This is a genomic window from Pseudomonas sp. USTB-Z, assembly GCF_019691255.1.
In the GTDB taxonomy this organism is placed as follows: domain Bacteria; phylum Pseudomonadota; class Gammaproteobacteria; order Pseudomonadales; family Pseudomonadaceae; genus Aquipseudomonas; species Aquipseudomonas alloputida.
Window position 1 is genome coordinate 1 of sequence record NZ_JAECZP010000006.1, and the last position, 22,082, is coordinate 22,082.

The window sequence follows — 22,082 nt, forward strand, 5'->3', positions numbered from 1 at the left end:
CCCCCCGGCCCCACCCCTCCCCCCACCCGCCAGCACTCCTCGACCAACGCCGCAGGGTTGCCCCCCGGGGGGGGCCCCGCGACGTCGCCCCCCACTTCGCTGTAATAAGGCTCAAGTGCCTGCTTCCAGCGCGCATCGCGCTCGGCATCGGGCGCTGGCGGCTGGTGGCAGAAGAAGTTCAGGTTCAGCGGGCGCCCCGGGCAGCCGGCGCGGAATGCAGCGATCTCGGCGCGCACCTGTTCGCCGCTGAGCATGGCGCAGGGCAGGGCGCCCAAGCCACCTGCCAGGCCCACGGCGATGGCCATGGCCGAGCCGGTCGCCCCCGCCATGGGTGCCTGCAGAATGGGCAGCTCGATGCCCAGCAGATCGAGGATACGGCGGTCGGGCCAATGGCTCATGCGATTCTCCTTGCGTGGGGCGAGCGATGCGGCGGGGGCTTGCGGCAAGTCTTAGAGGGCCTTGCTGACCTGGATGTCGCTGATTTTCTCGGCGTCCTCGCCATGGATCTTGCGCAGGGCCTCGAGGGCCTGCTCTTGCGAGGCATCGGGCATCAGCGCGAAATCCCAGCGACGCTGGCCGTCGAGCTTGTATTTGATGACGTACTTGATGGTCTGGGTCATGGTGGCCTTATCTGAGTTTCGACGACGAGCGGCGGATGATCTTGATCTTGTGGGTCAGCGTTGGCTTGCGGGTGACCGAGATCGGGCGAGTGGTGACAGTATCGATGGTGATGTTCCAGAAGCCGGTGCTGGGTACGGTGATCTTCGCCGGAAACTTCTCGAAATGGCCGCCGTGGTAAGTATGACGGCCGCCGTTCTTGAAGCTGCGGAAGTTGGCGTCGTTCATCAGGCGGATATTGCAGCGCTGGGAGCACTCGATGACGACGATATCGTCCTCGTTGAGGTGCTCGCGCTGGTGTACGAATTTCATGTGATGCTCCGCAAGGTTTGGATCTGCAAAAGCAAAAGATACCACGATGTGCCGTTACACTGCCGCGTTGATCGCCGGGCGTAGATAATTCTGCCAAAGCAGGGAGCAAAACCGCCTGGATGTGGTCGAAGCGAATTCTTGAAGGCAGAGGTGCAGCAAATGAAGTGGATGGTGGCGGCGTTGTCGGTGACGCTCGGTGGCTGTGTGAGCGTCGCGGAGCTGGAGCAATCGCGTGAAACGATGGATGTGATCTCTGGCAAGAGCCCGCGCGCCTATGCCGATTGCGTAAAGGAGAAGCTTGCCGATACGCGTGACCCGCTGACCGAAGAGCAGCGTGGCGACGGCCTGCGGCTGATCGTACCGCAGAAAGTCACCTCAGGTGCTGGCCCGGCGGCGCTGGTGGATATCGACAAGCGGGGCAGCGGCAGCAGCATCAAACTGCACGAGCGGCTGAATAACTTCCCGCTGCGCCTTGGGGATGTGCGCACTGCGGCAACGCAGTGCATCTCCGGAAGTTGATCTGAAGCAACGGCTCCTCCTTTCTCTGCTTATATGTTTTAAGCCTAAACATATAACAAAAGAAAAGGAGATTCGTGATGACACCGTTGAGACGCTTGATGATCGGCAGCTTGCTGATCCTGGCCTGGCCCGCGGCACATGCCGCTGACGGTCAGAAGGTCTTCACCCAGGGTGGGGCCAACCCCGCCGCCATGGCCTGCCTGGGTTGCCACGGCCCGGACGGCAAGGGCATTGCGGCTGCCGGCTTTCCACGTTTGGCCGGGCTACCGGCCGGTTACCTTGCCAAGCAGTTGCAGGACTGGCGCAACGGCAGCCGCAAGCAGCCGGTGATGGAACCTTTGGCCAAGGCCCTGAGCGACGACGAAATCAAGGCCGTCAGTACTTACCTGGCCAGCCTGCCAGCAGCGCCCGCTGGCGACCTGCACCGCCAGCAGATTGCCGATGACCCAACCACCCGCATGGCCCTGTACGGCGACTGGAGCCGGCAGATTCCAGGTTGCGTGCAATGCCACGGGCCGGGTGGCGGCGGGGTGGGCGAACACTTCCCGCCCTTGGCCGGCCAGCCCGCCAGTTACCTGGTGGCACAGCTCAATGCCTGGCGCGACGGCAGCCGCAGCAATGACCCCAACCAGCTGATGGTCGGCGTGGCCAAGGCCATGACCGATGAGGAGATCAAGGCTGTTGCCGAGTTCTTTGCCCGCCCCGTCCGCCAGGAGGTCACGCCATGAAAACCCTGATTCCCGTCTTGTTGCTGCTGGCCGTGGGCAGCGCCCAGGCCACACCGATCGCCATGGAAGACCAGTCGCAGTTGAAGGTGCCCGGTGTGCAGGCTGCACCGCAGTTCGTGCCGCCCGCTGAGCGTGAGTTGCCCGATAATGCCTTTGGCAAGATGGTGCGTGAAGGCCATGCCTTGTTCGTCGACACCCGCCGATTGATGCCCGAGGCGGTGGGCAACGGCATGAATTGCAGTAACTGCCACCTCGATCAGGGGCGGTTGGCGCATTCGGCGCCGCTGTGGGGTGCCTACCCGATGTATCCGGCCTATCGCAAGAAAAATGACAAGGTCAACACCTTCGCCGAGCGTATCCAAGGGTGTTTTCAGTTCAGCATGAACGGCAAGCCGCCGGCCGCTGACAGCCCGCAGATGACGGCCCTGGCGGTGTATTCATACTGGCTGTCGACCAAGGCGCCGACCGGCGTGGAGATTGCCGGACGTGGTTATCCGGAGGTGGCACAACCCAAGGGTGGTTATGACTTCAAGCGCGGCCAGCAGGTTTACCGTGAACAATGCGCGATTTGCCATGGCGATAACGGTGAAGGGCAAAAGGTCGCCGGCGAGTACGTAATGCCTCCGCTTTGGGGCAAGGACTCCTACAACTGGGGGGCTGGCATGCACCGCATCAATACCGCTGCGTCGTTCATCAAGTACAACATGCCGCTGGGCAAGCCGGGCAGCCTCAGCGATCAACAGGCCTGGGATGTGGCGGCGTGGATCAACCGCCACGAGCGGCCACAGGACCCGCGTTTGGTAGAGGGATCCATCGAGAAAACGCGGGTGAAATTTCATGCCAATGATGGGGTGAACCTGTATGGTCAGCAGGTTGATGGGGTGCTGATCGGACAAGGAACGGGTAGCTGAGGTCAGCCAGTGGCGGTCTCTTCGCGGGTGAGCCCGTAGAAGAGGCCGCCACCGGCACGCTGATTTCCCTGTCATCCAACGGTCATGTATGACAGCAATATTTACGATCCCCCGGAACTATCTACACTGGGATATCTCTATGATGGCAACGGTCGTTATCGGGGGCATTGTAAGGTGACTGCCGCCTGATTAGACTGCGCCGAATTCCACAGGCCTAGCCTTTTGTAAGGACGTATATGATCAAAAAATGCTTGTTCCCGGCAGCCGGCTACGGCACACGCTTCTTGCCTGCTACCAAAGCCATGCCCAAGGAAATGCTGCCGGTGGTCAACAAGCCACTGATCCAGTATGGCGTTGAAGAAGCATTGGATGCGGGTCTGAACGAGATCTCCATCGTTACCGGGCGCGGCAAGCGCGCCCTGGAAGACCACTTCGACATCAGCTACGAGCTGGAAAACCAGATCAAGGGCACCGACAAGGAAAAATACCTGGTCGGTATTCGTCGTCTGCTCAACGAGTGCTCGTTCTCGTACACGCGCCAGACCGAAATGAAGGGCCTCGGCCACGCCATTCTCACTGGCCGCCCACTGATCGGCGACGAGCCGTTCGCGGTGGTGCTGGCGGACGACCTGTGCGTTAACCCGGAAGGTGACGGCGTGCTGACTCAGATGGTCAAGCTGTACAAACAGTACCGCTGCTCGATCGTCGCCATCCAGGAAGTCGACCCGCAGGAAACCAACAAGTATGGTGTGATCGCCGGTGAGATGATCCGCGACGACATCTTCCGTGTGACCAACATGGTCGAAAAACCGGCCCCGGAAGACGCGCCTTCGAACCTGGCGATCATTGGCCGTTACATCCTGACCCCGGATATCTTCGACATCATCGCCAATACCAAGCCAGGCAAAGGCGGTGAAATCCAGATCACTGATGCCCTGTTGCAGCAGGCGAAGGATGGCTGCGTGATTGCCTACAAGTTCAAGGGCAAGCGTTTCGACTGCGGTGGCGCCGAAGGCTACATCGACGCGACCAACTTCTGCTTCGAGAACTACTACAAGACTGGCAAGGCTTACTGATAAGCCCTGCTGGCCTCAAAGCCATCCTTCGGGGTGGCTTTTTTGTTTGCGGCGGCCAACGGCGGTATGCTGGACGCCTGCCTGGGAGAGTGAATACATGGCCTTCAATTTTGATCTGTTCGTGATTGGCGCCGGGTCCGGTGGTGTGCGCGCAGCGCGTTTTGCTGCCGGTTTTGGTGCAAGAGTGGCAGTGGCTGAAAGCCGCTACCTGGGGGGGACCTGCGTCAACGTCGGTTGTGTGCCGAAAAAACTGCTGGTATACGGCGCGCACGTTGCCGACGAACTGGAGCAAGCCGCGGGTTTCGGCTGGACGTTGGAAGAGGGGCATTTCGACTGGGGCACCCTGATTGCCAACAAGAATCGGGAAATCGAGCGCCTTAACGGCATCTACCGTAACCTGCTGGTCAACAGCGGGGTGACCCTGTTGCAGGGCCACGCGCGGCTGACGGGTGCCAACGAAGTGGAAGTGGACGGTCAGCGCTACACCGCCGAGCATATCCTCATCGCTACCGGTGGCTGGCCGCAGGTACCGGACATTCCCGGCAAGGAACTGGCCATCACCTCCAACGAAGCCTTCTACCTCAAGGACTTGCCGCGCCGCGTGCTGGTGGTGGGTGGGGGTTATATCGCCGTCGAATTCGCCGGCATCTTCCAGGGCCTTGGGGCCGACACCACACTGCTGTACCGTGGCGACCTGTTCCTGCGCGGCTTCGACGGCTCGGTGCGCACCCACCTGAAGGAAGAGCTGGAAAAACGCGGCCTCGACCTGCAGTTCAACGCCGACATCCAGCGCATCGACAAGCTTGAAGATGGTCGCCTCAAAGCCACGCTCAAGGACGGCCGCGAGCTGGTCGCCGACTGTGTGTTCTATGCCACCGGCCGGCGCCCGATGCTGGACAATCTGGGCCTGGAGAACACCGGCGTCGAGCTGGATGCGCGCGGCTACATCCGGGTTGACGAGCAGTACCAGACCACCGCGCCCTCGATTCTCGCCATTGGCGATGTGATCGGCCGCGTGCAGTTGACCCCAGTGGCCTTGGCTGAAGGCATGGCCGTGGCGCGGCGCCTGTTCAAACCCGAGCAGTACCGCCCGGTGGATTATCAGAACATCCCCACCGCGGTGTTCAGCCAGCCACCCATCGGTACCGTAGGCTTGACCGAAGAGCAGGCGCTGGAGGCCGGGCACAAGGTGCAGGTATTCGAAAGCCGCTTCCGGGCCATGAAGCTGACCCTGACCGACATTCAGGAAAAGACCCTGATGAAGTTGGTGGTCGATGCCGAGACCGACAAGGTGCTGGGTTGCCACATGGTCGGTCCTGACGCTGGCGAAATCATTCAGGGCCTGGGCATTGCGCTTAAAGCCGGTGCCACCAAGCAGCAGTTCGACGAAACCATCGGCGTGCACCCGACGGCGGCCGAAGAGTTCGTGACCATGCGCACCGTCACTCGCTGATGACGCGGAGCCTGCTGTACAGCCTGTAGACGCAGCCTTGTGCTGCTACGAGGTCCTTGCTGACACCGGAATGTTTCTGTCATTCGGGCCTCGTTGCAGCACAAGGCTGCTTCAGGGGGGGGTACAAGGCCGGATCAATACACCCACACCTCGACCCGCCGGTTGCGCAGCCGGCCTTGCTCCTGTTCATTGCCGGCCACTGGCAATTCATCGCCCATCCCGGTCACCTGCAGCACCTCCACGCCACCGCGCGCCAGTTCGCGGCGCACCGCTTGCGCACGCAGGCGGGAGAGCAGGGCTGCGCGCCCGGGCGTTTCCTTGGGGTCGCCGAACCCCACCAGCACTGCCTTGCCCTGCAGCTTCCCGGCCTGGCGCAGGTAATCTGCCACCCGCTGCACATCGCGCAAGGCCTTGTTGTCCAGCCTCGCGCTTCCTTCCTGGAAGCGGAAGTTCACACTCAGCCGCTGCGCCTGCAGGGCCAGGATGCGATAGCGCGGTGGCATGTCGCTTTGGGGGGCGACAGACAGGGCCTTGATCTGCTGCGAAACGAAACCCTGCTGGGCGATGATCGCCTGGCCGGCCGGGCTCTGAGCGAAATCGGCCAGGGCCTTGGCCTGGGGCTTGGGGTTGGCTGGCAAGTAAAAATACAGGCGCCGCGAGAGCGGGTAGTCCTCACTGGCCACCCGTGCGCGCTCCGGCAGCATGGCCGGTGCGTCGCCCTCGGCCACCGCCAGCACCTTGGCCCCGTGTACGGCGGCCAGGCTGCTGAAACCGATGGCCTGGCGGTCGGTACCCACGTGTACCGCCAGTTCGTCGCTGGACTCGAAGCGCCTGGCCTTGACCGAAATTTCGGCGTGCTGAGGTTCCAGCACCAGTGCCTTGAAGGTCTCGAAAGTGCCGGAACGGTCGTCTCGGGCATACAGGTGAATGGCCCCGCCAGGTATGCCCAGTTGTTCCCAGCGCTGGATCTGTCCAGAGAAAATTTCCGCCAGTTGCCGGGTGTTCAGTTGGGGTATTGGGTTGTCGGGGTGGACGATGACCGCGACGCCGTCGAGGCCGATCACTTGTTCTGCGCCGGCTGCGCGCAGGTCGCCCAGCGCCTGCAACTGGCGCACTTCACTGTCGTTGATCGGCCGCGAGGCGGCGGCCAGGTCAGCCTCGCCACGGCCCAGCGCGACAAAGCCGGTGCTTGAGCCGTGGGCGGCAATGTCGATGCGCAAGGGCTGACCATGCACGTCGCGGGCGGTAATCACCCGCTCGTTGGCGACCTTGCCTGGCTGTTGTGCGATGGCGGTGGCCTGCTGCGCGCGCAATTGCCCCTGCACCAGCGCCGGCATCAAGGCCGCGCCGATGGTGTTGGAGCCTTGGACACGCAGGTGCAGGGGCTCAGGCAAGGTCGCTAGTGGAAGCAAGGTGAGCAGCAAGACAAGCAGGCGGAGCATGCCGGGTGGCCTATGGCACAGTGTTGGCCGGCAGATTACGACAGTGGCGTGATGATAATGTGACGGGAGCGTACACCTTCAAGCGTGCAGCGCCTGCCCGATCGTGCGCCGCGCGGGCGACGCTCGATCTGGCAGGCGCTGCAACGCTGAAGAGGTTAATGTGCCCCGGCCGACTTGCTCAGGTCGCTCTCGGCCCATTCGGTATAAATGCAAGCGTCGGCCACTGCCCAACGCACCTTCACGCTGTCGCCCGGCTGCATCGGCATGCCCGCGGCCGACAGGGCCTTCACCGTCAGCTCGGTACCCCCTGCAGTCACCACATGACAGGTCTGGCTTTCACCCAGGAACAGCACTTCGCCCACCTTGGCACTGACCTCGTTCCAGCCCGCCGGCAATGGCTCGCGCGCCGCTTGTTCGGCGGTCAGGGCCAGGGCTTTTTCCGGACGCACCATGATCAGCGCATCCTGCTCGGCGGCCAGGCCTGGGGTGAGGCGGATGGCCACTGGTTGGCCCTCGAAGCTGCCTGCGCCATTGCTGCTGGCCTTGATCCGCAGGAAGTTGGAGTTGCCCAGGAACGACGCAACAAAGGCATTCGGCGGATTCTGGTACAAGTCGTACCCGGTGCCCAGGCCGACGATCTTGCCGTGGCTGAAGATGGCGATGCGCTGCGACAGGCGCATGGCCTCTTCCTGGTCGTGGGTCACGTAGACAATGGTAATGCCCAGGCGGCGGTGCAGCTGGCGCAGTTCGTCCTGCAGGTCTTCACGCAGCTTCTTGTCCAGCGCGCCGAGCGGCTCGTCCATCAGCAGGATGCGCGGCTCGTACACCAGCGCCCGGGCAATCGCCACGCGCTGCTGCTGGCCGCCCGACATTTGCGAGGGTTTGCGGTGCGCGAACGGCTCCAGTTGCACCAGCTTGAGCATGGCGTCGACGCGCTTGGCGGTTTCGGCAGCGCCGAGTTTGCGAATGGCCAGTGGGAAGGCGATGTTGTCACGCACATTCAGGTGCGGGAACAGCGAATAGCGCTGGAACACCATGCCGATATCGCGCTTGTGCGGCGGCACATTGACCAACGACTGGCCGTCGACCAGGATCTCGCCGCTGCTGGGTGTTTCGAAGCCGGCCAGCATCGACAGGGTGGTGGACTTGCCCGAGCCGCTGGAACCGAGGAAGGTCAGGAACTCGCCGTCCTGGATCTCCAGGTTGAGGTTGTCCACGGCGGTGAAGTCGCCGTAGTGCTTGTTCAGGCCGCGCAGGCTGACCAGGGTTTTGCCGTGCGCGTTGTCTTTGATCACTGCACTCATTGTTGTTTTCTCCGCGCTCAGGCGTTTTCGGTGCGCCGGCGCAAGGCGGCGGCAATGAACATGACCAGCAACGACAGGCCGATCAGCAAGGTCGAAGCCACGGCGATGACCGGGCTGAGGTCCTGGCGCAAGGTGGTCCACATCTTCACTGGCAGGGTCTGCAGGTCGGGGCTGGCCATCATCACGCTCAGCACCACCTCATCCCAGGACACCAGGAAAGCGAACAGGCCACCGGCGATCATGCCGGGGCGGATGGCCGGGAACGTGACCTTGAAAATGGCCTGCAGGCGTGATGCACCGCAGATCACCGCAGCATCTTCGATCGACTGGTCGAACAGCTTCAGCGAGTTGATGATCGAGATGATCGTGAACGGCAGGGCGACGATCACGTGGCTGACCACGAAGGCGAACAGCGTGCCGGTGTAACCTAGCTTGAGGAACAGTGCGTATACCGCCACGGCAATGATCACCAGTGGCACGATCATCGGCATGGTAAACAGCCCGTACAGCAGCTCGCGGCCCGGGAAGCGGCCACGCACCAGGGCGAATGCGCTGGGCAGGCCCAGCAACACGGCGGCGATGGTGGTCAGCACGGCCACCTTCAGGCTGGCCAGTGCGGCGTCCATCCACTCCGGGTTGGAGAAGAACTGGCCGTACCACTTGAAGGTCCAGCCCGGTGGCGGGAACACCAGCCACTGTGACGAGCCGAATGACAGCAACACAATGAAGACCACCGGCAGCAGCAGGAAGGCCGCGATGACCCCGGTGGTCAGGTACAGGCCCGTACGCAGCGGGCGGCCCATGGCATTGGGAGACAGGAGCATGGCGGTTTACCTCGCGTTGCCAACCGGGGATTCCGGCTGCAGCTTCAGGTACAGGTAGAAGAGCACCAGGGTGATCGCCACCAGCAGTGCGGCAGCGGCGCTGGCCAGGCCCCAGTTGAGGAACGACTGCACCTGCTGGATGATGAATTCAGGCAGCATCATGTTCTGCGCGCCCCCCAGCAGCGCCGGGGTGACGTAGTAACCGAGCGACATCACGAACACCATCAGCGCCCCGGAGAACAGCCCCGAGCGGCACAGCGGCAGGAACACCTTCCAGAAGTTGGTCCACGGGCTGGCACCACAGATCGAACCGGCCTGCAGCACCATCGGGTCGATGGCGTGCATGGTCGCCTGCAGTGGCAGCACGATGAACGGGATCATGATGTAGCTCATGCCGATTACCACGCCGGTGAGGTTGTGCACCATTTCCAGCGGGGCATCGATGATGCCCATGGCCATCAACGCCTTGTTGATCACCCCCGAGCTCTGCAGCAGCACCAGCCACGAGTAGGTGCGCGCCAGCAGACTGGTCCACATCGACAGCAGCACGATGTTCAGCAGCCAGCGGCCCCAGCCCTTGGGCACCAGGGTGATTGCCCAGGCCAGCGGGAAGCCCAGCAGCACGCTGATCAGGGTAACCACGCCGGCCACCGAGAAGGTGTTGAACAGCACCCGTGCATAGGCCGAGTTGGCGAACAGCTGCTCGTAGTTACCCAGCCCTGGCGTTGGCTCCAGCACCCCGCGCAGCAACAGGCCGACCAGCGGGGCGAAGAAGAACAGGCCAAGGAACAGCAGGGCGGGCAGCAGGTTGCGGCTGCCTTTCCAGCGCTGGCTCAGGCTGGCACGGCGCGGTGCGGTGCCCGGGGCGCCGGCGCCCGTGGGGGCACCTTGCGCGTTTTGCAGGGCGTTGATGGCGACTTTCATTTGACCAACCACTCATTCCAGCGGGCCGCGATAGCTTGACCGTTCTTGGCCCAGTAGGCGAAGTCGAGGGTGACCTGGTCCTGGGCGTAGGCAGTTGGCAAGTTTGGCGCGAGGTCCTTGTCCAGCTTGGCCACGCTGTCGACGTTGACCGGCGCATAGGCGGTTTTGTTGGCGAATTCGGCCTGGCCTTCGGCGCTGCTGGCGTTGGCCAGGAATTTCATGGCCGCTTCCTTGTTCTTGGCGCCTTTGGGGATGACCAGGAAGTCGGCCATGACCAGGTTCTGCTTCCAGCTCACACCCACCGGTGCACCGTCTTGCTGCAGGGCGTAGACACGGCCATTCCAGAACTGGCCGAGCGAGGCTTCACCCGAGGCCAGCAACTGCTGTGACTGGGCGCCACCGCCCCACCAGACGATGTCTTTCTTGATGGTGTCGAGCTTCTTGAAGGCGCGGTCCAGGTCCAGCGGGTACAGCTTGTCAGGGGCTACGCCGTCGGCCAGCAGGGCCAGTTCCAGCACGCCGGGGCTGGGCCATTTGTACAGGGCTCGCTTGCCGGGGTAGGCCTTGGTGTCGAACAGCGCGGCCCAGTCCACCGGCTTGTTGGCCCCGAGCTTGCCTTCGTTGTAGCCGAGCACGAAGGAGAAGAAGAATGAGCCGACGCCATGATCAGAGACGAAGCGTGGGTCGATCTTGTCGCGCTTGATCTGGTTGAAGTCCAGGGGTTCGAGCAGGCCTTCGCTGGCGGCACGCAGGGCAAAGTCGGCTTCGACGTCGACCACGTCCCACTGCACGTTACCGCTCTCGACCATGGCCTTGAGCTTGCCGTAGTCGGTGGGACCGTCCTGCACGACCTTGATGTTCGTGGCTTTGGTGAACGGTACTGCCCACGCTTCTTTCTGGGCGTCCTGGGTCGTACCGCCCCAGCTGACGAAGTTGAGGCTGTCGGCGGCCTGGGCGGCCTGACATGCCAGGGTCAGCAGGCTGGCGGACAGCACTGCGGTTACACGTTTGCTTAACAGCATGGTTACGCCCTCGTTGCTTTTGTTATTCGAGGCGGGGTTTTTGGTGCGCCCGCCAATAATGTTCGGGGAGCAGCTAAAACAAAGTGTTCTGATGGCCGTTTTTAATTGTAGGTGCCGGCCTGAAGACTCAAGGTCTACGGGATATCATATTATGGTATTCCAAGATTTTGGCAAGAGGTATGGGGCGACCGGCCATCACTCTGCCTTCAGGCACGGGCCCGTTGCTGATCGGGGAAATTGATTTGAACAGGGTCTAAAAGCTTGCGCGGTCTCTGTGGGAGCGGGCGGGCCCGCGAACACGGGCGAAGCCCGTGCCATGCCCCGCGGTGTCTGCTTCGTGGGCTTGCCCGTTTCCACAGGGACCGTATATCAACCTGCAATCCCGGGCTCGAACGGGATGCTCTGCACCACTTCCAGCTCATACCCCGCCAGCCCCGCGTATTTCAGCGGTGGCCCCAGGTGACGCAGCTTGCCCACGCCAAGGTCCTGCAGAATTTGCGCCCCGGTACCCACTTCGGAATACACCTTGGACTGGCCACGTTGATAGGGCCGCACAGGGTGGGTCAGTTGTGGCACACGCTCAAGCAAGGCCTGGGAGGATTCGTGGTTGGCCAGGATCACCACCACGCCAGTACCTTCCTCAGCCACCTTCTGCAGCGCCGCCCACAGCGTCCAGTTGGCGGGGCCGGCGTACTCGGCACCCACCAGGTCGCGCAGCGGGTCAATCACATGCACCCGCACCAGGGTCGGCTGTTCGCGGCGAATGTCGCCCATGACCATGGCCATGTGCACGCCACCTTCGATGCGGTCTTCATACGTGACCAGCCGGAAGGTGCCATGCACGGTCGGTAGCTCGCGCTCGCCGATGCGCTTGATGGTCTGCTCGGTGCTCAGGCGGTAGTGGATCAGGTCGGCGATGGTACCAATCTTGATGCCATGCCGGGCGGCGAACACTTCCAGGTCGGGGCGACGGGCCATGGTGCCGTCGTCGTTTAGCACTTCAACGATGACCGAGGCCGGGCTGAAGCCGGCCAGGCGTGCCAGGTCGCAGCCGGCTTCGGTGTGGCCGGCACGGGTCAGCACGCCGCCTTCGCGTGCCCGCAGGGGGAAAATGTGGCCAGGTTGCACCAGGTCTTCGGGGCGGGCGTTGGGGGCCATGGCCGCTGCCACGGTGCGTGCCCGGTCTGCGGCGGAAATGCCGGTGGTGACCCCGGTGGCCGCCTCGATCGACACGGTGAACGCGGTGCTGAACACGCTACCGTTGGCCGGAACCATCTGCTCCAGGCCCAGGCGCTGGCAGTGATCGTCGGTCAAGGTCAGGCAGATCAGGCCGCGTGCCTCGCGGGCCATGAAGTTGATGGCCTGGGCGTCGCAGCGCTCGGCGGCGATCAACAGGTCGCCTTCGTTTTCCCGGTCCTCGTCATCCACCAGCAGGACCATCTTGCCTTGCCGGTAGTCCTCGAGAAGTTCCTCGATGGTGTTGAAAGCCATGGTGCACGCTCACTGTGGTGGGGTGAATTTTATGGTATACCATCATACACAAATATCGCCGTAACAGGAGAGCTGCACATGAAGGCCTACTGGATCGCCCATGTGGATGTGACCGACCCCGAGCAGTACCAGCAATACACCCAGCGCGCCCCGGCTGCCTTCAAGGCATTCGGCGGGCGCTTCCTGGCCCGTGGCGGGCGTAGCGAGGCGATGGAAGGGAGAGCTACGCCTCAGCGTAGTGTGGTGATCGAGTTCGATTCGTACGCGCAGGCCGTCGCCTGTTACCGCTCCGCGCTGTACCAAGAGGCATGCAGTCATCGCCAAGGGGTGGCGAAGGCTGAGGTGATCATTGTGGAAGGGTTTGAGCCCTGAGCAGGATTTGCCGGCCCTTTCGCGGGTAACCCGCTCCTACACAGGCCACCACAGAATTTGACGTTTGTGGTGGCCTGTGTAGGAGCGGGTTTACCCGCGAAAGGGCCGGACCTGCCGCACCGATGGCAGATTCATTGAAGCCTGCGGGCCGTTTCCGCAAATAGAAGCAAAAGACCCGCCCAGGCGGGTCTATTGCTCATTGCCTCACTGCAGATGCACTTTAAGTTCGTTGCCCGCCTGCCGCAGCGCCGCCTTTACTGCCGGCACTTGGCTCAACGGGTTGAGCAGCCCATAGTCATGAATCATACCGTTGTAGCGCACCGAGGTTACTGTCACGCCCGCCGCATTCAACTTGCGGGCATACGCCTCACCTTCATCCCGAAGCACATCGAACTCAGCCGTTTGCACCAGGGCCGGTGGCAAGCCCTTCAGCTGTTCGGCGGACGCCCGCAGCGGCGAGGCGTAGATCTGCGCCCGCGCCTTTGCATCAACGGTGTAGTTGTTCCAGAACCACTTCATCATCCCGGTGGTCAGGAAGTGTCCTTCGGCAAACTGCTTGTACGACGCTGTCTCGAAGCTGGCGTCGGTCACCGGCCACAGCAGCAACTGGAAGCGCAGGGCAGGGGTGCCGGCCTCTTTGGCCTTGAGTGCAACCACCGCCGCCATGTTACCGCCAACGCTGTTGCCGGCCACAGCCAGGCGCTTGCCATCCACGCCGATCTCCTTGCCATGCTCGGCCACCCAGCGAGTCGCGGCGTACGCCTGGTTGATCGCCGTCGGGTAGTGCGCTTCCGGTGACGGGGTGTAGTCCACATAGACCGCCACTGCACCCGAGCCGACCACCAGGTCGCGGATCAGTCGTTGGTGGGTCGGGAAGTCGCCCAGCACCCAGCCGCCGCCGTGGAAGAACATGAACACCGGCAGATCACCTTTGACGTTAGTCGGGCGTACCACTTGCAGCTTGATCGACTGGCCATTGGCCTGAATCGTGCGTTCCTTCACTTCGATCCCCGAGAGGTCGACCTTTACCGAGGCCTGGGCGCCGGTCAGTACCGCGCGGGCGTCGTTTGGTGTGAGCTGTTCCAGCGGCTTGCCACCCCCTTTCTCCAGGGCTTCGAGGAAGGCCTGGGTGTGTTGTTCGACACCAGGGCTGCCTGCGGCGAAGGCACTGGAAACGGACAGGGCCAGGAGGGAGGCGGTGAGGGCTTTGTGGACAATGTTCATGAGCGAATCCTTTTCTGTGCAAGTGTTGGTAGTGGGCGTCTTGCCTGGCCTGAGGGGCCATCGCTGCGACTTGTGCGTAGATTAGGCAGATGCACTCGTGGGAAAAAGCCGCTATAAAGTGTTTGACTGTCAGCAAGAGCGAGACAATGAACCCTTACGAAGACATGCGCATCTTTGCCCAGGTGATGGAGGCCGGTAGTTTCACCGCTGCCGCCGACCGTCTGGGCATGTCCAAGCAATCGGTCAGCCGGCGTCTGATGCAACTTGAAGAGCGCCTGGGCGTGCGCCTGCTCAACCGCTCCACCCGGCGCCTCGATGCCACGCCACTGGGGCAGCACTACTACCAGTCGGCCCTGCGCCTGCTGGGTGAAGTGCAGCAGGTCGAACACGACATCAGCGGCCAGGCCCAGGTCCTGCGCGGCACCTTGCGCCTCAGCGCGCCGCTGTCGTTTGCCATGGCGCACCTGGGTTGCCTGCTGACCGAGTTTCTGCAGTTGCACCCCCAGGTTGATGTAGAAGTAGACCTGAGCGACCGCGCCGTGGACCTGATTGGTGAAGGCTATGACCTGGCGCTGCGGATTGGTGCACTGGAGGACTCCAGCCTGATTGCCCGGCGTATCGCCAGTGTCGAGCGGGTCTACTGTGCGAGCCCTGCGTATTTGCAAGCACGAGGAGCGCCGGGAAAACCGGATGAGCTCGCCGCACATGACTGCCTGCCCTATGGGCATTCGCGGCAGGTGCAGTGGCAGTTCCACAAAGGTGGCAAAACCCAGGCAATTCAGGTGACCGGGCGCATGCGGGCGAACAATGGCGAGTTGCTGCGGGGGGCTGCGATTGCCGGGATGGGGGTCACTTACCTGCCGACCTTTATCGTTGGGCAGGCGTTGGCGGAGGGGCAACTGGTGACGGTTCTGGATGAGTGGCGCCCGCCCGCGCTGCAGCTTTCGGCGGTGTATCCGCAGCACCGGCAGGTGGCGCGGCCGGTGCAGGGTTTTGTCAGCTTCCTGCGTGCGCGGCTGGCGCAGCTCTGACGGTCGGTACAGGCTATGCTTGCCCTATGAGTACGCCCGTTCCTTTACGCCAACCTTGCCCCCCTGGCGCCTGCGTCTGCGGCCGCGAGCAATTGGCCGACCATCCGCAGGCCGCCCAGCGCATCCTCTTGCTGACCCGGCAGGAAGAAAAACGCCTGCTCGAACGCCTGGAAAACCTGAGGGACCTGGAAGACCTTCAACGTCTGCAGCAGCGCCTGTACGAAAACCTCGGCATCCGCGTGCACATCGCCCCCGGTTACAACGAGGTACGGACCATGCGCGGCATCGTCATCGAGCTGGACGAGCAACCCGGGCTGTGTCGCAAGACCCGGCAGTCTATCCCGGCGGCAATCCGGCGCGGGCTGGAGCGTAATCCGCAGGTTGCGTTCCGGTTGCTCGATACGCATGACCTGTTGCGTGATACCTGAGCGTTGATACCAGCACCGGTCGCTCCCACACAGGGGCGCGTCAGTTCCTTTAATTTTTACAACGCTTGCTACGTCTACTTGAAAGCCACCCTGCGCCAGGCGCGCAGCGGCATCATCATTTAAGGAGACAGGCAATGACTTCCGTTTTCGACCGCGACGATATCCAGTTCCAGGTAGTGGTCAACCACGAAGAGCAATACTCGATCTGGCCGGACTACAAAGCCATCCCCAACGGCTGGCGAGCCGTGGGCAAAAGCGGCCTGAAGAAGGACTGCCTGGCCTACATCGATGAAGTCTGGACCGACATGCGCCCGCTGAGCCTGCGCCAGAAAATGGCCGAAGCTGCCGCCCAGTGACCGTGCTGAACCTGCTGTGCCTGCCGTACTCCGGGGCCAGCGCCATGGTCTACAGCCGCTGGCGGCGCAAGCTGCCGGCCTGGTTGCAGGTGCGCCCGGTGGAATTGCCTGGGCGGGGGGCGCGCATGGCAGAGTCGCTGCACACCGACATGCAAGTGCTGGCTCGGCAATTGGCCAGCGAGCAGCGCCTGACGGCAAGCGCTCCTTATGCGTTGCTCGGTCACAGCCTGGGTGCGCTGCTGGCCTTCGAGCTGGCCCATGAGCTGCAGGCATTGGGCTGCCCGGCGCCGCTGGCCTTGTTCGCCTGCGGCACCGCGGCACCTACCCGGCGTGAGGACTACGACGGCAACAACTGGCGCGAGCCCAAGAGCGACGCCGAGCTGATCAGCGAGTTGCGCGCGCTGCAGGGCACGCCTGAGGAAGTGCTGGTCAACGCTGAGCTGATGAGCCTGACCTTGCCGACCTTGCGCGCCGATTTTCTGCTGTGCGGCACTTACACATACCGGCAGCGACCGGCGTTGCAGTGCCCACTGCATGTGCTGGGCGGCGTGGAAGACCGGGCCAGCGATGAGCAACTGCGGGCATGGCGCAGTGAAACCCAAGGCGCGTTCTCGCTGCAGATGTTCCCGGGTGGCCATTTCTTCATCCATGAGCAGGAAGACCGTGTGCTCGCTGCGCTGACCGCGTCGCTGCAACCGCTTCGGCTGTCCGCCTGATTGACGTCACCGCTTGCCTGGGGGAGGCTAGGGTTTTTCCCAGGCAAGAGGCAGACAATGCTGATCGATCCACTCAAGGCCACGCTGCTGGTCGTCGACATCCAGGAAAAACTGATCGGTGCCATGAGCGACCCCGAAGGCACTCGGGCACGGGCCCGCTGGTTGCTGGCGGCGACTGCCGAGCTGGCGCTGCCGACGGTGATTTCCGAGCAGTACCCCAAAGGCCTGGGCCATACCCTGGCCGAACTGCTGGCCGCAGCGCCGGCAGCCGAAGTGGTGGAAAAAAGTCACTTTTCCTGCGTGGCCGCCGAGTGCCTGCCGGCCAGTTTGATGGCGCGCGAGCAGGTGATCGTCTGCGGCATGGAAACCCATGTCTGTGTGCTGCAGACCGTGCTCGGCCTGCTGGCGCTGGGCAAGCAAGTATTCGTGGTCGAGGATGCCTGCGACAGCCGCACCCCGGCCAGCAAGGCCGCAGGCCTGGCGCGCATGCGTGCCGCCGGTGCGCAGGTAGTGACCCGCGAGATGGTGCTGTTCGAATTGATGGGCAGTGCCGGGCACCCGCAGTTCCGCCACATCAGCAAAACCTATCTGGTCGGTGAACAGCCCTGAACGGCCGGTTACTGGCCATTTCGGTGATGGCCCTGGTGCTGTTGCAAGGCTGCGCCGGGCGCCGCGAAGAAGCACCCGAAGCGGACCCGGCCAAAATCCGTGCGCAGCTCCTGCGGCTGTTACCCGCCCAGGTCAAGGACCGCGAGGGTTGGGCCAACGATATCCAGGCAGCCTTCGAAGCCCAGCGCATAGCGCCCAGTAAAAGTAACCTGTGCGCAGTGCTGGCGGTGACCGAACAGGAGTCGACCTTCACTGCGGACCCGCAGGTGCCCAACCTTGGGCGTATCGCTCGCCAGGAGATCGACCGCCGCGCTGCGCGCCTGCATATTCCCAAATTGCTGGTCGACGGTGCGCTGAAGACGCCGTCGGTCAACGGCAAGAGCTACCAGCAGCGGTTGCAGACGGTGCGCAGCGAAAAGCAGTTGAGCGAACTGTACGACGAAGTCGTTGCTCGCGTGCCGCTGGGCAAGACCTTGCTGGGCGGGCTGAATCCGGTGCACACCGGCGGGCCGATGCAAGTCAGCATCGATTTTGCCGAAAAGCATGCGAGGGATTATCCCTACAGCCATGAAGGCACGATTCGCCAGGAAGTGTTCAGCCGGCGCGGCGGCATGTACTTCGGTATTGCCCACCTGTTGGGCTACCCGGCCAACTACGAGCGCCAGCTTTACCGTTTCGCCGATTTCAACGCAGGCTGGTACGCCAGCCGCAATGCGGCATTCCAGGCGGCATTGAGCAAGGTCACGGGGGTGAAGCTGGCACTGGACGGCGACCTGGTGGCGCCAGGGGCGATCATGCCGGGGACGACTGAACTGGCCGCGCGCAAGCTGGGGGTGAAGCTGGGGCTGCGTAACCCGCAGATCCGAAGCCAGCTGGAGGAGGCCGACAGCCTGGCGTTCGAGGACAGCAAGCTGTACAGCGGGGTGTTCGCCCTGGCGGATGCCAAAGCCGGCAAACCGGTGCCCCGCGCAGTGTTACCGGGCATCGAGCTGAAGAGCCCGAAGATTACCCGCAAGCTGACCACGGCCTGGTTTGCCGGGCGGGTGGATGAGCGCTATCAGCGGTGCATGAAGCGTTAGCCTGGCAGCAACCGCGATCCTTGAGCGGGCTTGCACGCGAATACGGTGGCGGCGGCAACGGTGATCGGCGGGTGGAGCTTGGCCAGCAGGCCCGGCCTCTTCGCGGGTAAACCCGCTCCTACACGACGGCCTGTGCCCAACCACCGACGCGTGTCCAATGTAGGAGCGGGCTTGCCCGCGAACACGGGCGAAGCCCGTGCCATCCACCGCGCGGGCTTGTCCGATCAGCGCCCGCCCAATGCCCCAACCACTTGGTCAACGCTGGCTTTGAGCCCCGCAATCGCATCTTCAGGGTCACTCTCCACCACCACCAGCTTGGCCCCGGCCGCCTTGATCACCTCGGCCACTGCCGCTTCAGGCTGACGATGGTCCAGCACCAGCGCCACGTCCTGCGCCTTCAGGTTCTCCCCCAGCGCCTTGAGGGCGGCCGCATCCCATTCGGCCGGCAGTGGCTGCTCGACCGCATCCAGGTTCAACCCGTTGACCAGATACCCCAGCCGCTCCGACAGGCTCACCACAGTCAGGTTGTCGACTTTGGCCAGCCGCGTCTGGCTGCTGGCCGAGAGCTCCAGCAATTGGCGCTTGAGCCCTGCCAGGTTGCCCTGGATCTTTGCCTTGTCGTCCGGCGCCAGGCGCTCCAGGTCATTGGCCACCACGTCGGCCATGCGTCCGAGGTTGGTCGGGTTGAGCCAGGGGTAAGCACCATAGGCATCGTCACCGTTCACCGCAATGCCCGGCAGTGCGCCATCCACCGGTCGCGCGGCATCGATCTCGACAATGCGGATATTGCTGCGTCGGGCCATCGGGTACAGCGGGTCGTCACGCCAGATCGAACGCACCCCGATCACCGCATCTGCCTGCTGGGCGGCCTTGTGCAGGCCTGCGCCACCACGCCCGCTGAAATACGACGGTTGGCGGCTGGCAGGCAGGTTGGCCGGTGCTGCCTGCTGAAGCTGCACCGCAGTGCCGTCGAGCAGGGCGCTGGCCAGGCTGTGGGTGACGGGCAGGGTCGTCAGCACTTGCGTGGCGAAAGACAGGGACGGCAGGCCGGCCAGTGCCAGCGTCAGGGTCAGGTGTTTGAAGTTCATGCCGGGTTTCCTTGCAGGCGGGGAACGAGGGCGCGGGCCAGGGCGGCCAGGGCAAAGCAGATGCCGGCGACCAGGATGATCGCGGCCCCTGACGGCACCGGCAGGTCGAAAACAATCGGCAGCAAAATACCGAGCAGGGTACTGATGGTGGCAATCAGCACCGACAGGAAGAAAAAGCCCTTGAGCGACTGGCTGACCAGGCGAGCGGCGGCAGCCGGGATGACCAGCAGCGCACCGACCAGGATGGCCCCGATCACCTTCACCGCAGCCACGGTCACCAACGTCACCAGCACCACGAACAGATAGTCCAGGGTCTTCACCGCTACCCCGCGTACAGCCGCCAGCTGCGGGTTGAAACTGGCCAGCATGATGCGGTTGTACAGCGGCAGCGCCAAGGCCAGCACCAGCGCCGCGACGATGCCCAGCACGAGCAAGTCCTGGGCGCTAACGGTCAGCACCGAGCCGAACAGCACGTTCTCGAGGATGTGCACGTTGATCTTGCCTGCCAGCATCAGCAGCAGGCTGGCGCCCAGCGCCAGCGACACCGACAGGAACACGCCAATCAGTGTGTCCGGCGACAGCCCGGTACGGTTGCGCAGGAAGTTGAGCAGGATGCCGAACAGCAGGCAGTAGCCGAACAGGCTGCCGTACGGGCCGGTATAGGGCTCACCCAGCAGGATACCGATGGCCACGCCGGTCAGCGCCGCATGGCCGACCGCTTCGGAGAAGAAGGCAAAGCGCTTGACCACCACCAAGGTACCCAGGCCGCCCAACACCGGGCCGATCATCAGGCCGGCCAACAGGGCGTTGACCACGAAGCCGTAGGCCAGCGCCTCGGGCAGATAGCCGGCAGTGGCCCAGTCCTGGACCGTTTGGCGAAAGATTTCAAAACTCATCAGGCAAGGCTCTCGCTACGCGGGTGAACGGAGAACAGACCGAGCAGACGCTCCGGAGTCAGGGCCTGGGCAGGCGGTGCATCGAACAGCACCTGGCGGTTAAGGCCTGTTACCCGGTCCGCCAGACGCAACACGGCTTCCAGGTCATGCTCGATCCACAGAACGGTAGTGCCGGCCTGGCGCCAGCCCTGCAATAACTGTTCGAACACCTGGATTCCGGCTTCATCGAGGGCCGACATCGGTTCGTCCAGCACCAGCAACTGCGGCTCGGGGATCAGGCCTTGGGCCAGCAGCACGCGCTGGCGCTCACCGCCGGACAATGCACCCATGCGCCGCGTGCGCTTGTCGAGCATGCCAACCTGAACCAAGGCTGCATCAATGGCTGGCTTCACGCGCCGCGACAGGCCGAGGAAGGCCGGGCGGCGCTGGCACATGGCGGCCATGAAGTCGTCCACGGTCATGGGCAGGCCGCGGTCGAACTCCAGTGCCTGCGGCACGTAGCCAATCACTTCGCGCTCACCAGGCCAATGCAAGGTCAACTGGCCCTGGTGTGGCATCTGCCCGAGCAGGGTCTTGATCAACGAGCTCTTGCCGCCGCCGTTGGGGCCGACGATGGCGTGCACGCTGCCTGCTGCCACGCTGAAACTGACCTGTTCGAGGATACGCGTGCGCCCCAAGGTCAGGTCGATGCCAGTGAACTCGATGCGCGGCCCGCAGGCTGTCGCCAGGTTGGCGGCAGCGGTCATGCGCGGTTCTCCTGAATGGCGCGGACCACCGTGTCGAGGTTGCGCTTCATTTCCACCTCGTACTTGTCCTTGGTGTAATCGCCGTAGGAGATATGCGTCAACGGATACAGGCGTACGCCGGACTCACGCTGAATGGTTTCGACATAGGCCGACGGGAAGTCCATTTCCGAGAAGATCACCCGCACGTCCAGTACCTTGAGCTGGTCGATGGTTTTTTTCAGCTGCGCCGGGCTGGGCTCGATGCCATGGGCCGGCTCGACGACGGCGGTCACCTCCAGACCGAAGTCGCGCACCAGGTAGTCATAGGCAGCATGGATGGTGGCGACCCGGAACGTTGCGCCAGGGGCTTCGGTGACCTTGGCCAGGGCTTCGGCACGCAGGGCGCGCAGGCGCTTGGCGTAGGCACGGGCGTTTTGCGTGTACAACTTGGCGTTGTCCGGGTCGAGCTTGCCCAGTTCACGGGCGATGTTGTTCACTTGGGCGATGGTGGTGCTGATCGACAGAAAGGTGTGCGGGTTGACCACCTTGCCGGCACCGCGCGCGGCGATGCCAGTGGCCGCCAGCAGCGGCACGTTCTGATTGGCTTCGATAGTGGCAATGTCGGGTTTTTCGCTGGTGGCGATCATGCGGTCTGCGAAATCGTCATGGCCAACACCGTTGAGCACCACCACGTCCAGCGTGCCGATGCGCTTGATGTCCTCGGCCCGCGGCTCGTAGGCGTGCGGGTTGAAGCCCGCCGGAATCAGGGGAACCACCTCGGCCTTGTCGCCGACAATATTGCTCACGTAGCTGTAGTAGGGGTGCAGGGTGATGCCGATTCGCAGCGGCTTGCTGTTATCGGCCAGGGCCATTGCCGGCAGGGCAAGGGACAGGAGCAGGGCGAGGGCGGAGCGAAACATGGGCGGGTCCTTGG

Annotated in this window: 26 protein-coding genes; 12 read left to right on the forward strand and 14 right to left on the reverse strand. The window is 63.3% G+C overall.

The window, feature by feature from the left end:
• The 3 genes from I8746_RS08800 to I8746_RS08810 form a co-directional block, all read right to left on the reverse strand.
• Nucleotides 1-398 (reverse strand): nitronate monooxygenase (locus I8746_RS08800; RefSeq protein WP_259674103.1); only part of this gene is annotated, 398 nt, incomplete at its 3' end.
• A 51-nt stretch (nt 399-449) separates the two neighbouring features.
• Nucleotides 450-620: a hypothetical protein gene (locus tag I8746_RS08805; RefSeq protein ID WP_012051910.1), complete on the reverse strand. Its 171-nt coding sequence runs from the start codon at nt 618-620 to the stop codon at nt 450-452.
• Between the two features lie 7 nt (nt 621-627).
• Nucleotides 628-930 carry a DUF1883 domain-containing protein gene (locus I8746_RS08810; protein WP_003250918.1) on the reverse strand — a complete coding sequence of 101 codons (303 nt, stop codon included), beginning with the start codon at nt 928-930 and terminating at the stop codon, nt 628-630.
• A gap of 159 nt (nt 931-1,089) precedes the next feature.
• Between I8746_RS08810 and I8746_RS08815 the strand changes: the two genes are divergently transcribed.
• The 5 genes from I8746_RS08815 to gorA all read left to right on the forward strand — a co-directional run bounded on the left by I8746_RS08815 (nt 1,090) and on the right by gorA (nt 5,617).
• Nucleotides 1,090-1,449: a hypothetical protein gene (locus tag I8746_RS08815; RefSeq protein WP_012051911.1), complete on the forward strand. Its 360-nt coding sequence runs from the start codon at nt 1,090-1,092 to the stop codon at nt 1,447-1,449.
• Between the two features lie 77 nt (nt 1,450-1,526).
• Nucleotides 1,527-2,177, forward strand: a complete 651-nt coding sequence (locus tag I8746_RS08820) for a cytochrome c (RefSeq protein WP_012051912.1) — start codon at nt 1,527-1,529, stop codon at nt 2,175-2,177.
• Nucleotides 2,174-3,088 (forward strand): c-type cytochrome, encoded by a 915-nt coding sequence (locus I8746_RS08825; RefSeq protein ID WP_012051913.1) that lies wholly within the window; start codon nt 2,174-2,176, stop codon nt 3,086-3,088. The genes I8746_RS08820 and I8746_RS08825 overlap by 4 nt, the downstream gene beginning before the upstream one ends.
• A gap of 236 nt (nt 3,089-3,324) precedes the next feature.
• Entirely contained in the window at nt 3,325-4,164 is an 840-nt protein-coding gene (galU, locus tag I8746_RS08830) for a UTP--glucose-1-phosphate uridylyltransferase GalU (RefSeq protein WP_010954649.1), read from the forward strand.
• 97 nt (nt 4,165-4,261) lie between these two features.
• A complete protein-coding gene (gene gorA, locus I8746_RS08835; protein ID WP_221100461.1) occupies nt 4,262-5,617 on the forward strand; it encodes a glutathione-disulfide reductase in 1,356 nt (451 codons plus the stop codon).
• Nucleotides 5,618-5,751: 134 nt separating this feature from the next.
• Here gorA and I8746_RS08840 read toward each other — a convergent pair whose 3' ends face one another.
• The 6 genes from I8746_RS08840 to ribBA all read right to left on the reverse strand — a co-directional run bounded on the left by I8746_RS08840 (nt 5,752) and on the right by ribBA (nt 12,624).
• Complete coding sequence (locus tag I8746_RS08840) at nt 5,752-7,059, reverse strand: substrate-binding domain-containing protein (protein ID WP_014756182.1); 1,308 nt, start codon at nt 7,057-7,059, stop codon at nt 5,752-5,754.
• 155 nt (nt 7,060-7,214) lie between these two features.
• Nucleotides 7,215-8,363, reverse strand: coding sequence for an ABC transporter ATP-binding protein (locus I8746_RS08845; protein WP_012051916.1), 1,149 nt, complete (start codon nt 8,361-8,363; stop codon nt 7,215-7,217).
• A 17-nt stretch (nt 8,364-8,380) separates the two neighbouring features.
• The gene (locus I8746_RS08850; RefSeq protein WP_003256236.1) at nt 8,381-9,187 is read right to left on the reverse strand and encodes an ABC transporter permease; all 807 of its coding nucleotides are present in this window, start codon (nt 9,185-9,187) and stop codon (nt 8,381-8,383) included.
• Nucleotides 9,188-9,193: 6 nt separating this feature from the next.
• Nucleotides 9,194-10,111 (reverse strand): ABC transporter permease, encoded by a 918-nt coding sequence (locus tag I8746_RS08855; RefSeq protein WP_004576592.1) that lies wholly within the window; start codon nt 10,109-10,111, stop codon nt 9,194-9,196.
• Nucleotides 10,108-11,133, reverse strand: coding sequence for an ABC transporter substrate-binding protein (locus I8746_RS08860; RefSeq protein ID WP_019751006.1), 1,026 nt, complete (start codon nt 11,131-11,133; stop codon nt 10,108-10,110). The genes I8746_RS08855 and I8746_RS08860 overlap by 4 nt, the downstream gene beginning before the upstream one ends.
• Nucleotides 11,134-11,502: 369 nt before the next feature.
• Nucleotides 11,503-12,624, reverse strand: a complete 1,122-nt coding sequence (ribBA, locus tag I8746_RS08865) for a bifunctional 3,4-dihydroxy-2-butanone-4-phosphate synthase/GTP cyclohydrolase II (protein ID WP_019751007.1) — start codon at nt 12,622-12,624, stop codon at nt 11,503-11,505.
• 78 nt (nt 12,625-12,702) lie between these two features.
• Here ribBA and I8746_RS08870 point away from each other — a divergent pair, with 78 nt between their 5' ends.
• Nucleotides 12,703-12,996: a DUF1330 domain-containing protein gene (locus tag I8746_RS08870; protein WP_003256229.1), complete on the forward strand. Its 294-nt coding sequence runs from the start codon at nt 12,703-12,705 to the stop codon at nt 12,994-12,996.
• 204 nt (nt 12,997-13,200) lie between these two features.
• Here the strand turns inward: I8746_RS08870 and I8746_RS08875 are convergent, their stop codons facing one another.
• Nucleotides 13,201-14,220: an alpha/beta hydrolase gene (locus I8746_RS08875; RefSeq protein WP_014756183.1), complete on the reverse strand. Its 1,020-nt coding sequence runs from the start codon at nt 14,218-14,220 to the stop codon at nt 13,201-13,203.
• A gap of 146 nt (nt 14,221-14,366) precedes the next feature.
• On the opposite strand from I8746_RS08875, the gene I8746_RS08880 reads away from it, so the two are divergent.
• The 6 genes from I8746_RS08880 to I8746_RS08905 all read left to right on the forward strand — a co-directional run bounded on the left by I8746_RS08880 (nt 14,367) and on the right by I8746_RS08905 (nt 18,439).
• Nucleotides 14,367-15,251 (forward strand): LysR family transcriptional regulator, encoded by an 885-nt coding sequence (locus I8746_RS08880; RefSeq protein ID WP_014860410.1) that lies wholly within the window; start codon nt 14,367-14,369, stop codon nt 15,249-15,251.
• A 26-nt stretch (nt 15,252-15,277) separates the two neighbouring features.
• Nucleotides 15,278-15,679: a hypothetical protein gene (locus I8746_RS08885; protein ID WP_003256224.1), complete on the forward strand. Its 402-nt coding sequence runs from the start codon at nt 15,278-15,280 to the stop codon at nt 15,677-15,679.
• A gap of 134 nt (nt 15,680-15,813) precedes the next feature.
• Nucleotides 15,814-16,035: an MbtH family protein gene (locus tag I8746_RS08890; RefSeq protein WP_003256222.1), complete on the forward strand. Its 222-nt coding sequence runs from the start codon at nt 15,814-15,816 to the stop codon at nt 16,033-16,035.
• Nucleotides 16,032-16,751 (forward strand): thioesterase II family protein, encoded by a 720-nt coding sequence (locus I8746_RS08895; RefSeq protein WP_012051920.1) that lies wholly within the window; start codon nt 16,032-16,034, stop codon nt 16,749-16,751. Before I8746_RS08890 ends, I8746_RS08895 begins: the two co-directional genes overlap by 4 nt.
• 57 nt (nt 16,752-16,808) lie before the next feature.
• Nucleotides 16,809-17,360 (forward strand): isochorismatase family protein, encoded by a 552-nt coding sequence (locus tag I8746_RS08900; protein ID WP_003256219.1) that lies wholly within the window; start codon nt 16,809-16,811, stop codon nt 17,358-17,360.
• Between the two features lie 26 nt (nt 17,361-17,386).
• Entirely contained in the window at nt 17,387-18,439 is a 1,053-nt protein-coding gene (locus tag I8746_RS08905) for a DUF1615 domain-containing protein (protein ID WP_144000228.1), read from the forward strand.
• 224 nt (nt 18,440-18,663) lie between these two features.
• Here the strand turns inward: I8746_RS08905 and I8746_RS08910 are convergent, their stop codons facing one another.
• The 4 genes from I8746_RS08910 to I8746_RS08925 are packed head-to-tail and all read right to left on the reverse strand — an operon-like array spanning nt 18,664 to nt 22,068.
• Complete coding sequence (locus I8746_RS08910; RefSeq protein ID WP_221100462.1) at nt 18,664-19,527, reverse strand: metal ABC transporter solute-binding protein, Zn/Mn family; 864 nt, start codon at nt 19,525-19,527, stop codon at nt 18,664-18,666.
• Nucleotides 19,524-20,423 (reverse strand): metal ABC transporter permease, encoded by a 900-nt coding sequence (locus I8746_RS08915; protein ID WP_003256215.1) that lies wholly within the window; start codon nt 20,421-20,423, stop codon nt 19,524-19,526. The genes I8746_RS08910 and I8746_RS08915 overlap by 4 nt, the downstream gene beginning before the upstream one ends.
• Nucleotides 20,423-21,169, reverse strand: a complete 747-nt coding sequence (locus I8746_RS08920; protein WP_012051924.1) for a metal ABC transporter ATP-binding protein — start codon at nt 21,167-21,169, stop codon at nt 20,423-20,425. The genes I8746_RS08915 and I8746_RS08920 overlap by 1 nt, the downstream gene beginning before the upstream one ends.
• On the reverse strand, nt 21,166-22,068 hold the full coding sequence (locus I8746_RS08925; protein WP_014756191.1) for a metal ABC transporter substrate-binding protein: 903 nt from the start codon (nt 22,066-22,068) through the stop codon (nt 21,166-21,168). The genes I8746_RS08920 and I8746_RS08925 overlap by 4 nt, the downstream gene beginning before the upstream one ends.
• Nucleotides 22,069-22,082 lie beyond the last annotated feature (14 nt).